The 13,457-nt window shown below is 71.2% G+C and carries 15 protein-coding genes; 5 read left to right on the top strand and 10 right to left on the bottom strand.

From position 1 onward, the window contains the following. Positions 1-24: 24 nt before the first annotated feature. The 5 genes from MQP27_RS24045 to MQP27_RS24065 are packed head-to-tail and all read right to left on the bottom strand — an operon-like array spanning position 25 to position 4,351. Complete coding sequence (locus MQP27_RS24045) at positions 25-1,272, bottom strand: cytochrome P450 (RefSeq protein ID WP_242767435.1); 1,248 nt, start codon at positions 1,270-1,272, stop codon at positions 25-27. Next, positions 1,269-1,874: a GTP-binding protein gene (locus MQP27_RS24050; RefSeq protein ID WP_242767436.1), complete on the bottom strand. Its 606-nt coding sequence runs from the start codon at positions 1,872-1,874 to the stop codon at positions 1,269-1,271. Before MQP27_RS24050 ends, MQP27_RS24045 begins: the two co-directional genes overlap by 4 nt. Beyond that, positions 1,855-2,226: a DUF742 domain-containing protein gene (locus MQP27_RS24055; protein WP_242767437.1), complete on the bottom strand. Its 372-nt coding sequence runs from the start codon at positions 2,224-2,226 to the stop codon at positions 1,855-1,857. Before MQP27_RS24055 ends, MQP27_RS24050 begins: the two co-directional genes overlap by 20 nt. After that, complete coding sequence (locus MQP27_RS24060; protein ID WP_242767438.1) at positions 2,223-2,633, bottom strand: roadblock/LC7 domain-containing protein; 411 nt, start codon at positions 2,631-2,633, stop codon at positions 2,223-2,225. The genes MQP27_RS24055 and MQP27_RS24060 overlap by 4 nt, the downstream gene beginning before the upstream one ends. Positions 2,634-2,638: 5 nt before the next feature. Beyond that, positions 2,639-4,351, bottom strand: coding sequence for a sensor histidine kinase (locus MQP27_RS24065; RefSeq protein ID WP_242767440.1), 1,713 nt, complete (start codon positions 4,349-4,351; stop codon positions 2,639-2,641). A 290-nt stretch (positions 4,352-4,641) separates the two neighbouring features. Here MQP27_RS24065 and MQP27_RS24070 point away from each other — a divergent pair, with 290 nt between their 5' ends. Further along, on the top strand, positions 4,642-5,004 hold the full coding sequence (locus MQP27_RS24070; protein WP_242767806.1) for a DUF1304 domain-containing protein: 363 nt from the start codon (positions 4,642-4,644) through the stop codon (positions 5,002-5,004). After that, the gene (locus tag MQP27_RS24075) at positions 5,001-5,564 is read left to right on the top strand and encodes a TetR/AcrR family transcriptional regulator (protein WP_242767441.1); all 564 of its coding nucleotides are present in this window, start codon (positions 5,001-5,003) and stop codon (positions 5,562-5,564) included. Before MQP27_RS24070 ends, MQP27_RS24075 begins: the two co-directional genes overlap by 4 nt. 4 nt (positions 5,565-5,568) lie before the next feature. On the opposite strand, the gene MQP27_RS24080 is transcribed toward MQP27_RS24075, so the two are convergent. Next, complete coding sequence (locus MQP27_RS24080) at positions 5,569-6,426, bottom strand: hypothetical protein (protein WP_242767442.1); 858 nt, start codon at positions 6,424-6,426, stop codon at positions 5,569-5,571. 68 nt (positions 6,427-6,494) lie between these two features. Further along, complete coding sequence (locus MQP27_RS24085) at positions 6,495-7,454, bottom strand: GlxA family transcriptional regulator (RefSeq protein WP_242767444.1); 960 nt, start codon at positions 7,452-7,454, stop codon at positions 6,495-6,497. A 71-nt stretch (positions 7,455-7,525) separates the two neighbouring features. On the opposite strand from MQP27_RS24085, the gene MQP27_RS24090 reads away from it, so the two are divergent. After that, positions 7,526-8,476: an NADP-dependent oxidoreductase gene (locus MQP27_RS24090; protein WP_242767445.1), complete on the top strand. Its 951-nt coding sequence runs from the start codon at positions 7,526-7,528 to the stop codon at positions 8,474-8,476. A 1-nt stretch (position 8,477) separates the two neighbouring features. On the opposite strand, the gene MQP27_RS24095 is transcribed toward MQP27_RS24090, so the two are convergent. After that, positions 8,478-9,584, bottom strand: coding sequence for an NAD(P)-dependent alcohol dehydrogenase (locus tag MQP27_RS24095; protein ID WP_242767447.1), 1,107 nt, complete (start codon positions 9,582-9,584; stop codon positions 8,478-8,480). Between the two features lie 40 nt (positions 9,585-9,624). Then, positions 9,625-11,079 (bottom strand): aldehyde dehydrogenase family protein, encoded by a 1,455-nt coding sequence (locus MQP27_RS24100; RefSeq protein ID WP_242767448.1) that lies wholly within the window; start codon positions 11,077-11,079, stop codon positions 9,625-9,627. A 103-nt stretch (positions 11,080-11,182) separates the two neighbouring features. Between MQP27_RS24100 and MQP27_RS24105 the strand changes: the two genes are divergently transcribed. Further along, positions 11,183-11,620: a MarR family winged helix-turn-helix transcriptional regulator gene (locus MQP27_RS24105; protein ID WP_242767449.1), complete on the top strand. Its 438-nt coding sequence runs from the start codon at positions 11,183-11,185 to the stop codon at positions 11,618-11,620. 231 nt (positions 11,621-11,851) lie between these two features. After that, on the top strand, positions 11,852-12,232 hold the full coding sequence (locus tag MQP27_RS24110) for an anti-sigma factor antagonist (protein ID WP_242767450.1): 381 nt from the start codon (positions 11,852-11,854) through the stop codon (positions 12,230-12,232). Positions 12,233-12,249: 17 nt separating this feature from the next. On the opposite strand, the gene tuf is transcribed toward MQP27_RS24110, so the two are convergent. After that, the gene (gene tuf, locus MQP27_RS24115; protein WP_242767452.1) at positions 12,250-13,443 is read right to left on the bottom strand and encodes an elongation factor Tu; all 1,194 of its coding nucleotides are present in this window, start codon (positions 13,441-13,443) and stop codon (positions 12,250-12,252) included. Between the last annotated feature and the right edge of the window lie 14 nt (positions 13,444-13,457).

The following is a 13,457-nucleotide window of genomic DNA, read 5'->3' on the forward strand; positions in this document are numbered from 1 at the left end:
GGGTCCGGCCGGGCAGCGGAGGTGTCAGACGGAGAACTCGACCGGCAGGCTGTCCAGCCGGGACTCCCAGGTGGAGGCGGTCGAGGAGAGCTCCTCCGAGGGCACGGCCAGACGCAGGCCCGGCAGCCGGTGCAGCAGGACGTCCACGCCGATCTCGATGATGGACTGGCCGATGTTCTGCCCCGGGCACTCGTGCGGTCCGGCACTGAACGCCAGGTGCGACTGGTTGCCCTGCACGGCGACGCCCGCGTCGGGCCGCACCTCCGGGTCGAGGTTGCCGGCCGCAAGGCCCAGGACGAGCAGCTCGCCCTCCTGGATGTGATGGCCGCCGAGCTCCAGGTCGGTGGCCGCGAACCGGCCCGGCAGCACGGCCAGCGGCGGGGTGTCCCACATGACCTCCTCCACCACCGAGGAGATGTTCAGCTGCCCGCTGACCAGACCGGACAGCCGGCCCGCGTCGCTGAGAACCAGTTGCAGGACCCGGGCCAGCAGGTTGCTGGTGGTGGTGTGCGCGGCGATCAGCACCAGGCGCAGATGGCTGACGACCTCGTCGTGGTCGAGGCCGGCCGGGTGCTCCAGCAGGGCCGTGGCGAAGTCGGCGCCCGGCTCGGTCCGCTTGCGCTCGGCGAGTTCGGAGAGGATCTGCATGATCCGCTCGTTGTGCTCCAGGGCGCCCTCGCCGCCCTTGAAGACCTCGGCGCACGACTCGACCAGGCGTGCACCCTCCGCCGTGGGCAGGCCCAGGATCCGGGTGAGCACGAGCATCGGCAGGTGCTCGGCGTAGTCGGCCACCAGGTCGGCGCGCCCGGCGTCGGCGAACGCGTCGATCTGCTTGTTCGCGAAGTAGGTGGCGTGTCTCCGCACACCGCGGCTGGACGCCGCGAGCAGCCCGTCGGTGACCGCGCCGCGCAGCCTGCGGTGCGGTTCGCCGTCCTGGGAGACACAGTCGGGCCGCCAGCCGACCATCGGGATCAGCGGATGGGTCTCGGAGACCCGCCCCTCCCGCCAGTCCCGCCAGATCCGTGCGTCCCGGCTGAACTGGCGCGGGTTGTCCAGCACCCGCCGGTTGTCGCGGTAGCCGAGGACCAGCCAGGCGGGGACGTCGCCTTCGAGCAGCACCGGCGCCACCGACCCGTGCTCCTTGCGCAGCCGCTCGTAGATGCCGTACGGGTCGGTCGACGCCTCCGGCCCGAACAGCCGGGTGCGGTCGCCCCCGTGGGCGACCGGGCAGCCGCGCGGGGCGTCGGGACCGTTTAAGGGCTGGGCGTTCATCGGGACTCCAGTGCGACGGCCGAGCGGTCCTTCAGGTGACGTATCAGCGTGACGAGCACGTCACGGCTGGAGGCCCGGTCGCGGGCGTCGCAGGCCACGACCGGGATGTGTTCGGGGATGTCGAGGGCGTCGCGGATCTCCTCGACCGGGTAGTCCTTGGAGTCGGGGAAGACGTTCAGGGCGACGACGAACGGCACGTCCTGCCGCTCCATCTCCTCGATGGCCCGGAAGCTGGAGGCCAGCCGCCGGGTGTCGACCAGGACGACCGCGCCGAGCGCGCCCTTGAACAGGCCGTTCCACAGGAACCAGAAGCGTTCCTGGCCGGGCGTGCCGAACAGGTACAGCATCAGGCTCTCGTTGAGGCTGATCTTGCCGAAGTCCAGGCTGACGGTGGTCTCCGTCTTGTCGGCGACGCCGATGAGGTGGTCGACGTCGGCGCTGGCCTGGGTGAGCGTCTCCTCGGTGGTCAGCGGCTTGATGTCGCTGACCGAGCGGACCATGGTGGTCTTTCCGGTGCCGAAGCCGCCGGCGATCATCACCTTCACCGAGCGGGGGCCGGACCCACCGGGCCGCCCCGGACGGTCAAAGCCTTTCAAGTCCACTGAGTACCTCCTCAAGGAGCGCGAGGTCGGGCCCGCGACCGACGCCGTGCGCCGGGATGGGGTCACGGGCTTCGACGCGGCCTGCCTCGAGCAGATCCGTGAGGAGCACCGCGAGAATGTTGAAGGGCAATCCGAGATGGGCGCCGAGTTCGGCCACCGACAGCGGATCGCGGCAGCGCCGGAGGATCTCCTCGTGCTCGTGCTGCATGCCCGGTACGGGGGCGGCCAGGGAGACGATGAGGGTCGCCACGTCAAGACTCGACGCCGAACCGCCCGGTCCGCTGCGTCCTCCTGTCAGGACGTAGTAGCGCTCGAGACCGGACGGATCGGTGGGCCGGCGGGGAGCACTCATCCAGAGTGCTCCTCCAGGCGCGGAGTGGTGCCGAGGAGCTCGCCCATCCTGCGGGCCAGATCCCTCATCTGGTGTCCGAGCAGGCCCTGGTCGAGCCCTTCCCTGGCGAGGACGCCGAGATACGTCTCGATCCCGGCGCGTACGACGAAGAGGTGGCCACCGTCGACCTCGATCATCGCCAGCCGCAGTTGCCCGGCGTATTTGGGGAACTGCTCGGCGACCGGCTGGGCCAAGGCCTGCAGTCCGGCCACCACGGCGGCGAAACGGTCCACGTCGTCGGGGTCCTCCGCGCCGAAGGAGGTGATGGCCTTGCCGTCGCTGGAGGCCACGAGGGCGAAGCGGATCTCGGGGATGGACTCCACCAGATCGCGCAGCGCCCAGCTCACGTCGGTTCCCTGTTGCGTCATGTGGACTAGTCGCTCTCTTCGGTGCGGTGCTCGGTGGACTCACGGTCCACGGTGGACTGCTCGACGGACTCGCGGCCGGCGGTGGCGAAGGCGGCCAGGCCGGCGAACGAGGCGTCCGGCGGGACGGCGGAGACGGTGCTCTCCTCACGGCGCTCGGCGCGCTCCTGCCGTACCGCGCCCTCGTCCTCGTGCCGTTTGCTGCGGCGCCGGGGCAGTCCGCCGGGCGTGGTGTCCACGGCCTCGTCCGGTTCGGCCGCGGGCACCGCGGTCGCCGAGGCGCGCACCGGGGCACCGGCCGACGCCTGGGCGGCCTGCGGCGCCGGGGCCGGCGGCGTGGCGGGACCTGCGGGCAGCGGGCTGAAGTACTTGTGCGGAACCACGACGACCACCGAAGTACCGAGCCAGGGCGAGTCCGCGAAGGTGACGCGGATGCCGTAGCGACGGGCGAGGGCACCGACCACGCGCAGACCGATGCTGGCGTCCTCGGAGATGCCGCCGAGGCCCGGTCCGGCCGCGGTGCCGGCGAGGGCGTCGGCCGCCTCGCGCTTCTTCTCCTCGCTCAGGCCCTTGCCGGAGTCCTGGATCTCGATGCCGACGCCGTTCGGGACCTCCTTGCCGGAGACGAGGACCGGCTCGGTGGGCGGCGAGTAGCGGGCCGCGTTGTCCAGCAGGTGCGCGAAGATCAGCGTGAGGTGGTCCACCAGGCCGCCGTCGACGCCCAGTTCGGGCAGATGGCGCACCTCGACGCGGTGGAAGTCCTTGATCCGGCCGATGCCGCCGCGCACCACGCTGAGCAGGCGCTGGGGCTCCTGCCACTGGCGTCCGGGGCGGTCCGAGCCGCCGAGCACGCCGATGCTGGCGGCGAGCGAGTCGGCGGGGCCGAGCTCCTGGTCGAGCTCCATCAGGCCGCGGGCCACGGTGGGCAGCCGGCCGTGCTCGCCCTGCATCTCGTGCAGCCGGCCGCGTAGCTTGCTGGTCAGGACGTGGATGCGGTTGCCGATGCTGATCACGGCCTGTTCGGCGGAGGTGGAGCGGTTGAACTCCTCCTCGACACCGATCAGCGCGGTCCTGAGCACCTTGCGCAGTTCGGCCTGCAGATCGGCGCTGACCTTGGCGCACTGGTTGGCGGCGGGCAGCAGGTCCTCGATGGCCTCACCGGCCCGCAACTGCTTGAGTGCCTCGGGGAGTTGCTCGTCGGCGAGCCGCGCGACGGCGGCCTGCTGGTGGGCGAGCTGCTCCTGCCAGACCTCGGCCTGGTCGGCGAGCCGGGCCTCGTACGACTTCGCCTGCTCGGTGAGCCGCTCCTCGAAGGTCCGGGCCTGCTCGCCCAGTTGGGCCTCGTAGGTCGAGCCCTGCTCGGCCAGTCGCGCCTCGTAACCGTTGACCTGCTCCGTGAGCTGCGCCTCCAGCGAGGCGCGCTCGGCGGTGAACTTCCGCTCCAGGCCCGCGACATGCTGCTGCCACTGCTGGGAGTGCTCGGCCTGCGAGGTGCGGAAGGAACCCTCGGTGCGGGTCAGCTGGGAGCGGGTGCGGATCAGCAGCCGTACGCAGACCGCGCTGGCGGCCGTCGCCGCGGCTCCGGCGACGCCGGCGAGTATTCGCTCCGAGCTCATGAACGTGGCGGCAACCGTCCCGCCTCCTAAGGCCAGCGGCATCAACCACCAGCTGTACCAGGCGACAGGGGCCCGCGCCGCCGGCGGCGGAGTGGCGAGTTCCATCTGCATCCTTCGAAGCAACACGATCGAACAGGGGGGTGTTCAAGGGGGGTCGCACGTGTGCGCACGCACTGCGGGAGGACCGAATGTGATCGCGTCAACTCGCAGCGCCGAACGGGAGCTTATCTGGTTCGAACCGAAAAAGATCAACCTCGAAGGCCCTGCGGAAGTGAGGGTTCCGTCACTCTCCGCCAGCGGCCCACACATCGACAAATCGCTTTTCCGAGCAGGTGAGCCATCCTGGACAGATGTCCAGCTATAGTGGACACCTGTCCAAGAAATGGAGCTCGGTGATGGAGACGCTGGCCAATGTGCTCGTCGGTCTGGTGGCCGCCCTGCACGCCTACATCCTGGTGCTGGAGATGTTCCTGTGGCAGAAGAAGCCCGGGCGGGCACTGCACGGGTTCGACCGGGAGCTGGCCCGGGCGACCGCGCCGATGGCCGCCAACCAGGGGCTCTACAACGGGTTCCTCGCGGCCGGCCTGGTGTGGGGCCTGATCGCGGCGGACCCGACCGGCTTCCGCGCCCAGGTGTTCTTCCTGTCCTGCGTCGTGGTCGCGGGCGTCTACGGCGCCGCGACGGCCAACCGCCGCATCCTCTTCGCGCAGGCCCTGCCCGGCGCGCTCGCCCTGGCCGCCGTCCTCGTCGCGCGGTGACCCGCCCCGCGCCCGAGGACCCGCGGGCCGCGCGCACCCGGGCGCGGCTGCGGGAGGCCCTGCTCGCGGAGTGCGCCGAGCGGCCCCTCGCCGAGGTCGGCGTGGCCGCGCTGGTGCGCCGGGCCGGGGTCGGCCGGGCCACGTTCTACGTCCACTACGACGGCCTGGAGGCACTGGCGGTCGACGCGTGCGCGGACGTCGTACGGGAGGCGGTGGAGGCGCTGCACTCCTGGACGGGCCGCCCGGACCCGGTGCACGCGCCGCCCGCGCTGGGCGAGTTCTTCGGCTCGCTCGCCCCGCATGCCGGCCTGTACCGGGAGTTGCTGGCCCCGGGCGGCGGCGGGCCGCTGGGCCGGGTGCTCCACCGGGACCTGCGGGCGTACAGTCTGCGCGAGCGCACGCGGGCGGGTGCGGCGGACGCTCCGCTGGTCGCCTCGGCGGTGGCCGCGACCTTCGCGGGCGTCCTGGCGGACTGGCTGCACGGGCTGCTGGAGGGCGACGCCGCTCACATCGCCGACGAGGTCTGGCAGTTGCTTGTGGCCCTGCACGCGAGCCGGTGACGGCTCACGCACAGCCCGTGCCCTCCTTCACCAGCGGCCAGGCCTCCACGCCGTGGGAGGTGCGGACGTAGGCCCTGGCCGGGTCGTCCGTCAGCCACAACTGCCGTCCGTGGTAGCGGTATCCGGTGTCGTGGGCGTCGGCGGGCATCCGGACGTCTCCGTCGTACGGGGAGGTGAGCATGGCCTCGGGGAGCACGCCGTCGGGGTCGCGGGCGTACAGCCTGCCCTTCCTCCCCTCCCCCAGGGACAGGAAGTGCGCCTTCTGCCAGTCGCAGTGCTCCGGGCCCACGCTGCTGTTCACCTCGGTGATCGGCACCCGTTCGCCGTGCCGGTCGGTCCAGATCTCGTACCACTGCTGGTCGGTGAAGCTCGCCGGGAGTTCGGCCGGGTCGCAGGAGGCGCTGGTCTCCGGACCCCAACCGGGCCTGTTCTTCTGGTCCTTGGCGACGACGACGGCGACCTTGGTCCGGCCGTTCACGTCGAAGGAGTACAGAACGCGGTCCGCCTCCTGGCGCTCCACCCGGTAGCCGTACCGCGGAACCTCGGGCTGCTCGATGTCGAAGTACGCCTTGAGGCCCTCTTCCGGGGTGGCGCCGCCGTCGCCCTTGCTCCACGGGTCGCTGCCGCCGCCCGAGTAGATCTCCCCGTCGCACTCCAGGGCCCGGCCCGCGGCGCCCGACTCGATCCGGGTGGCGCGGACGCTGTCCTCGTCGAGGTTCTTCGCGGGCACGTACAGCGGCCCGCTGTAGGGCACGGCCGGGGCCGTACCGCTGACCACGAGGTCCCCCTGGGCCCGTTCACCGCCGCATGCCACCGCCGCCGACGCGACCAGAACGGTCGTGGCCACGAGTCTTCCGCGCATCCCCCACCCCTTGTTCCGCTCGCCGTCCTACGCTCCTCCGACGCGGCGGCGGTACGGAACGTTCGCGTCTAGCGGGCCGCCGTCCGGAAGGTGCGGCGGTACGCCTGCGGTGAGACGCCGATCGCCGCGTGCAGGTGCTGGCGCAGGGAGGCGCCTGTAGCGAAGCCGACCTGTCCGGCGATCTGGTCGACGGACAGGTCGCTGGACTCGAGCAACTGCCGGGCGCGGGCGACCCGTTGCTGGACGATCCAGCGGCCGGGGCTGAGGCCCACCTCGTCGTTGAAGCGGCGGGCGAAGGTGCGCAGGCTCATCCGGGCGTGGCCGGCGAGGTCGGCCAGCGTGAGGTTCTCGTCGAGGCGCTCCAGGGCCCAGGCGCGGGTGGCGGCGGTGCCGGCGGTGCCGCTGTCCGGGACGGGCTGCTCGATGTACTGGGCCTGGCCGCCGTCCCGGAACGGCGGTACGACACAGCGGCGGGCCACGGCGTTGGCCAGCTCGCTGCCGTGGTCGGTGCGGACGATGTGCAGACAGATGTCGACACCGGAGGCGGCGCCGGCCGAGGTGAGGACGCGGCCGTCGTCGACGAAGAGGACGTCGGGGTCGAGCTCGACCTGCGGGTAGCGCTGCCGGAAGGCGTCGGTCAGCTGCCAGTGCGTGGTGGCCCTGCGGCCGTCGAGCAGGCCCGCCGCCGCGAGGACGAAGGCGGCCGTGCAGATGGAGACGATCCGGGCGTCCGGGCGGATGCGGGCGAGCGCGGCGGCGACCTCGGCCGGCAGTTCGGCGGGGATGTGCGAGGGCGTCATGGAGGTGACCACCACCGTGCCGGCGGTGGCGAGGACCTCGGGCCCGTGCTCCACGCCGATCGTGAAGTCGGCGCAGGTGCGCACCGGTTGGCCGTCCACACTGCACGTCAGCACCTCGTACCGCCCGTCGGCCGCGCCGAAGATGCGGCTGGGGATGCCCAGCTCGAAGGGGTACACACCGTCCAGGGCCAGCACCACGACCCGTTCCACCTGCCGTTCACCACTCATGGCACGATCTTATCGAAGGTTGGCAATCGTGCCATTTTCTTGCGGGGCGGCGCCCGGCAGTCTGGTTCACCATGAGCACTGTGAACACGATGCGAGCCATCAGCCAGGACGTCCTGGGCGGTCCCGAGGTCCTGAAGGTGGTGGAACTGCCCCGCCCCGAGCCGCGGGCGAACGAGGTACTGGTCCGGGTCCGCGCGGCCGGCGTCAACCCGACCGACTGGAAGCACCGCGCGACCGGCGGGTTCCTGGGCGAGCCGCCCTTCGTCCTGGGCTGGGACGTCTCCGGCGTGGTGGAGGCGGTCGGCGTGGGCGTCGCCCGCTTCCGGCCCGGCGACGAGGTCTTCGGCATGCTGGCCTACCCGTGGGGCCACGGCTCGCACGCGGAGTACGTGAGCGCCCCGGCGCGCTGGTTCGCGCACAAGCCGGCCTCGGTCGGTCACACGGAGGCGGGCGCGCTGCCGCTGGTCTCCCTGACCGCCTGGCAGGCCCTGGTGGAGTACGCCGACGTACAGGCCGGGCAGCGGGTGCTGGTGCATGCCGCCGCGGGCGGGGTCGGGCACGTGGCCGTGCAGATCGCCAAGGCGCGCGGCGCGTACGTCATCGGCACCGCGAGCGCGGGCAAGCACGAGTTCCTGCGCGGGATCGGCGTGGACGAGACGGTCGACTACCGGGAGACGGACTTCACCGAGGCCGTCAAGGACGTCGACGTCGTACTGGACACGATCGGCGGCGAGACGTCCACGAACTCGCTGCGGGTGCTGCGCCCGGGCGGGATCGTGGTGTCGATCCTGCCGGTCGGCGGGAACGAGTTCCACGAGGAGGCCGAGCGGCTCGGCGTCCGGTCGCTGCGGATGCTCGTCGACGCCTCCCACTCCGGCATGACGGCGATCGCGGAACTGGTGGAGGCGGGGAAGCTGCGCCCCGCGATCGCCGGCACCTTCCCGCTGGCCGATGCCGCCGAGGCACACAGGCTCGGCGACACCGGCCGGACCACGGGGAAGCTGGTCCTGACGGTCGACTGACTCAGAACGTCAGCACGGGCTTGATCGCCTTGCCCGCGCCCATGTCCCGCACCGCCTGGTCGATGTCCGCGAACGGATAGGTGCTGATCAGGCGGTGCAGCGGCAGCCGTCCGTCCTTCACCAGCCGCACGAGGGACGGGATGAAGGACTGCGTCTCGGCGTCGCCCAGGGTGAGGCCGACGATCTGCTTGCCGCCGAGCAACCCGTTGACGTCCAGGGCGACTTCGGTGCCGAACGGCGGGGCCCCGACGACGACCAGGGTGCCGCGGGCGGCGAGCGCGTCGACGCCCTGGCGCAGCACGGCGACGCTGCCGGTGGTCTCCACGGCGCCGTCGGCGCCCTGGCCCCCGGTGATCTCGGCGAGCGCCTCGCCGAGGTCGGCCTCGCCGGCGTCGACGGTGTGGGTGGCACCCAACTCCTTGGCCAGGGAGAGGCGTTCACTCACCTTGTCGACGGCGACGATCCGGGTGGCCGGAGTGAGGGCGGCGGCCATGACGGCGGAGAGGCCGACGGCTCCGGCGCCGAGGACGACGATCGTGCTGCCGGTGACCGGCTTCAGCACGTTCCAGACGGCGCCGACCCCGGTCTGCACTCCGCAGCCCAGCGGCGCGATCGACTCCAGCGGTACGTCCGCGTCGACCTTGACGAGGCTGCGCTCGTCGACCAGTGCCCGCTCGGCGAAGGAGGACTGGCCGAAGAAGTGCCCGCCGAGCGGTTTCCCGTCCCGGCTGATGGTGCTGCTGCCGTCGGCGCGGCGGCCGCCGATGAGGTTCAGCGGCAGCCAGGTGGCGCAGTAGGCGGGATGACCGCCGTGGCAGTTGCGGCACTCTCCGCACGAGGTGAACGACAGCAGGACGTGGTCGCCGGGGGCGACACCGGTGACGGCCGGGCCGACGGCCTCGACGACGCCGGCTCCCTCGTGCCCCAGGACTCCGGGCAGCGGGAAGGGCAGTCCGCCGCTCGCGACGGTGAGGTCGGTGTGGCACAGGCCGACCGCCGCCATCCGCACCAGGGCCTCGTGGGGTCCGGGCTCGTCGAGTTCGACCGGGGAGAAGGTGAAGGGTGCGCCGCCGGACTCGACCACGGCGGCACGGGTGGAGATGGACATCGTACGAACTCCCTTGGTTCTACGGCGCGTTCGGCCGGGCTCAGTCGAGCGAGACGACGACGGACTTGACCTTGGTGTAGGCGGCGAGGGCCTCGGGGCCGTACTCGCGGCCGAAGCCGGAGTCCTTGACGCCGCCGAAGGGGACCGCGGGGTCGAGCATGGCCCAGTCGTTGATCCAGACGATGCCGGCCTGGAGGCGGTCGGCGATGCGGTGGGCGCGGGCGAGGTTCTGCGTCTGGATGCCCGAAGCCAGGCCGTACGGCGTGGAGTTGGCGAGCTCGATCGCCTCCTCCTCGGTGTCGAAGGGCTGCACGGTCAGGACCGGGCCGAAGATCTCCTCCTGGATCACCCGGGAGTCGTTCGACAGGTCGGCGATCACGGTGGGCCTGTAGTAGTAGCCGCCGTCCAGGTCGAGGCGCTCGCCGCCGCAGACGATGCGGCCGCCCTCCTTGCGGGCGAGGTCGACGTACTCCTCGACCTTCTTCCGGTGCTTCTCCCCCGCCATCGGGCCGACGACGGTCTCGGGGTTGCGCGGGTCGCCGACCGGGACGCCGGGGACGGCGTCGCCGAGGATGCCGAGGAGGGTGCTGTAGACCGGGCGGGCCACCAGCAGGCGCGGGCCGCCCATGCAGAACTGGCCGGTGTTGAAGACGAAGGCCTTGATGATCGCGCCGACGGCCTTCTCCAGGTCGGCGTCCTCGAACACGACGTGGGCGGCGTTGCCGCCGAGCTCCATGGTGACGGGCTTGAGGGCCTCCCCGGCGACGGCCGCGACGTGGCGGCCGATCGCGGTGGAGCCGGTGAAGGCGACCTTGTCGATGCCCCGGTGGCGCAGCAGGGCCTCGCCGGCGACCGGGCCGCTGCCGGTGACCACGTTGACGACGCCGTCCGGGACGCCCGCCTCCTGGAGCAGCCGGGCCATGCGGAGGGCGCTGAGCGGGGTCTCGTCGGCGGGCTTGTGGACGACGGTGTTGCCGGCCGCGAGCGCCGGGCCGATCTTCGAACCGGCCAGGATCAGCGGGAAGTTGAAGGGCGTGATCGCGGCGACCACGCCGATCGGCTCACGCCTGGTGTAGGCGAGGGCGTTCATGGGGGTGTCGCGGACCGCGCCGTCCAGGGAGTGGGCGAGGGCGGCGAAGTGCTCGTAGTCGTTGGCCGCGTTGGTGATGTCGACGGCGTGGCAGAGCGAGATGGGCTTGCCGACGTCGAGGCTCTCCAGGCGGGCGAGTTCGTCGGCGTTCTCGCGGATCAGCTCGGCGACCCGGTGCAGGATCCGGCCGCGCTCCCGGCCGCTCAGCCCGGACCAGGTTCCGCTGTCGAAGGCCTCGCGCGCGGCCCGGACGGCGGCGTCCACGTCGGCGGCGCCCGCCTCCGCGACGGTGGTGACGACCGCGCCCCGGGACGGGTCGACCACCTCGGTGCGCGCTCCGTCGGCGGCTTCGCGCCACTGGCCCCCGACGAACAGTCGTCCGGGTTCGATCTCGAAGGTGGTCATCACCGCTCCTCAGCCTCTTCGCCAAGATTTCAACCAACAGGATTCCTGTTGGTTCGCAGTTTCATTACAGACAGGTTTCCTGTCAATGCTCTACGCTGAACCCATGCTCGATTCCCAGGCGACCAAGACCACTCCGTCCCTGCTCTACATGGTGAAGCAGGTGGAGCTGGTGGTGCGATCGCACCTGGACGAGCTGGTCCGGCCGTCCGGGATCACCGCGCTGCAGTACACCGCGCTCACCGTCCTGGAGCGGCACGACGGGCTGTCGGCCGCACAGCTGGCCCGGGACTCGTTCGTCACCGCGCAGTCCATCGCCGACCTGGTGCGGTCCCTGGAGAACCGGGGGCTGGTGCGCCGGGAGCGCAATCCGCAGAGCCGGCGCGAGCTGCTGATCCTGCTGACCGACGCCGGGCGGGAGCTGCTCGGGCAGTACGCGGGGCCGGTTCGGGAGCTGGAGGAGCGGATGGTGAGGGACCTCACGGCACACCAGACCGAGCAGTTCCGCCAGGCTCTGTCCAAGGCCTGGCACGCCCTGTCGTAGTCCGGCCACGCCAGTCGCGGGAACGCTCCGTCGCAATTCGAAGACATATGTCAATCGAACATGCTCAAATTCACTCGATCGAGGGTAACTTGCAGGGCGGGGAACGGTTTTGCGCTCACTCGGGACCCGGGGGACAGGCCTGCGCTCATACGCTCGCTACAACGACGTCACCCAGGCCCCCGGTGACCTGCAACACCGCAGCGGACGGAGCAGGTTGGAGGCGATGTCGTCGTGGAGCAGGAACCTGCGCCGCTCACCCGGCATCTGCGCGTCCACCGCGACCGGGGACACACGGTGCTGGAGTTCCGGGGCGAGATCGACATCGCCGCGGCCATGGAGATCACGCCCTATCTGGACCGGGTGACCGCGCACCCCGAGGTCCGGCTGGTGATCGACCTGCGGCGGGTGGACTTCTTCGACTGCTCCGGGCTGCGCCTGCTCTACCGGGCCCGGCGCCGCGTCCTCGACCAGGACGGGGAGCTGCGGCTCGTGTGCACCCATCCCCTCACCCTGCGCATCATGCGGGTCACCGGCCTGGCCAGGCTGCTGCCCGCGCACGCGAACCTGGACGCGGCCCTGGGCCAGCCCGAGGCCACGTCCGGCTCGTTATGACCGTCGACTGACGGCCGCTACTTGAGGATCTTCGTCACCTGCCCCGCGCCCACCGTCCGGCCGCCCTCCCGGATCGCGAACTTCAGGCCCTCCTCCATCGCGATGGGCTGGATCAGCACGACGTTGATGCCGGTGTTGTCGCCCGGCATGACCATCTCGGTGCCCTTGGGCAGCGTCACCACGCCCGTCACGTCCGTCGTACGGAAGTAGAACTGCGGGCGGTAGTTGTCGAAGAACGGCGTGTGCCGGCCGCCCTCGTCCTTCGACAGGATGTACGCCTGCCCCTCGAACTCCGTGTGCGGGGTGACCGTCCCCGGCTTGATGACGACCTGCCCGCGCTCCACGTCCTCCCGCTTGACGCCGCGCAGCAGCAGACCGACGTTCTCCCCGGCCCGGCCCTCGTCGAGCAGCTTGCGGAACATCTCGATGCCGGTGACGGTCGTCTTCGTCTTCTGCTCGTGGATGCCGATGATCTCGACCTCGTTGTTGACGTGCAGCACCCCGCGCTCGATCCGGCCGGTGACCACCGTGCCGCGGCCGGTGATGGTGAAGACGTCCTCGATGGGCATGAGGAACGGCTTGTCCACGTCCCGCTGCGGCTCCGGGACCGCCGTGTCGACCGCCTCCAGCAGGTCGAGCACCGACTGGGTCCACTGCGGGTCGCCCTCCAGGGCCTTGAGCGCGGAGACCTTCACGACCGGCACGTCGTCGCCGGGGAACTCGTACTCGGTCAGCAGCTCGCGCACCTCCAGCTCCACGAGCTCCAGGATCTCCTCGTCGTCCACCATGTCGGTCTTGTTGAGGGCGACGACGATGTACGGCACGCCCACCTGCCGGGCCAGCAGCACATGTTCCTTGGTCTGCGGCATCGGCCCGTCGGTGGCCGCGACGACCAGGATCGCGCCGTCCATCTGGGCCGCGCCGGTGATCATGTTCTTGATGTAGTCGGCGTGCCCGGGGCAGTCGACGTGCGCGTAGTGCCGGTGCTCGGTCTGGTACTCGACGTGGGCGATCGAGATCGTGATGCCGCGCTGCCGTTCCTCGGGCGCCTTGTCGATCTGGTCGAAGGGCGTGAACGGGTTCAGGTCGGGAAACCTGTCGTGCAGCACCTTCGTGATGGCCGCCGTGAGCGTCGTCTTGCCATGGTCGATGTGACCGATGGTGCCGATGTTCACGTGCGGCTTGGTCCGCTCGAACTTCGCCTTCGCCACTGCAACCCCTCCTG

The organism is Streptomyces cylindrosporus (assembly GCF_022698165.1).
Taxonomy (GTDB): Bacteria; Actinomycetota; Actinomycetes; order Streptomycetales; family Streptomycetaceae; genus Streptomyces; species Streptomyces cylindrosporus.

Excerpts from the sequence above, each read along its gene's own strand:
- MQP27_RS24045 (WP_242767435.1), bottom strand. The coding sequence starts at position 1,272 with ATGAACGCCCAGCCCTTAAACGGTCCCGACGCCCCGCGCGGCTGCCCG.
- MQP27_RS24055 (WP_242767437.1), bottom strand. The coding sequence starts at position 2,226 with ATGAGTGCTCCCCGCCGGCCCACCGATCCGTCCGGTCTCGAGCGCTAC.
- MQP27_RS24060 (WP_242767438.1), bottom strand. The coding sequence starts at position 2,633 with ATGACGCAACAGGGAACCGACGTGAGCTGGGCGCTGCGCGATCTGGTG.
- MQP27_RS24065 (WP_242767440.1), bottom strand. The coding sequence starts at position 4,351 with ATGGAACTCGCCACTCCGCCGCCGGCGGCGCGGGCCCCTGTCGCCTGG.
- MQP27_RS24070 (WP_242767806.1), top strand. The coding sequence starts at position 4,642 with ATGGAGACGCTGGCCAATGTGCTCGTCGGTCTGGTGGCCGCCCTGCAC.
- MQP27_RS24080 (WP_242767442.1), bottom strand. The coding sequence starts at position 6,426 with ATGCGCGGAAGACTCGTGGCCACGACCGTTCTGGTCGCGTCGGCGGCG.
- MQP27_RS24085 (WP_242767444.1), bottom strand. The coding sequence starts at position 7,454 with ATGAGTGGTGAACGGCAGGTGGAACGGGTCGTGGTGCTGGCCCTGGAC.
- MQP27_RS24090 (WP_242767445.1), top strand. The coding sequence starts at position 7,526 with ATGAGCACTGTGAACACGATGCGAGCCATCAGCCAGGACGTCCTGGGC.
- MQP27_RS24095 (WP_242767447.1), bottom strand. The coding sequence starts at position 9,584 with ATGTCCATCTCCACCCGTGCCGCCGTGGTCGAGTCCGGCGGCGCACCC.
- MQP27_RS24100 (WP_242767448.1), bottom strand. The coding sequence starts at position 11,079 with ATGACCACCTTCGAGATCGAACCCGGACGACTGTTCGTCGGGGGCCAG.
- MQP27_RS24105 (WP_242767449.1), top strand. The coding sequence starts at position 11,183 with ATGCTCGATTCCCAGGCGACCAAGACCACTCCGTCCCTGCTCTACATG.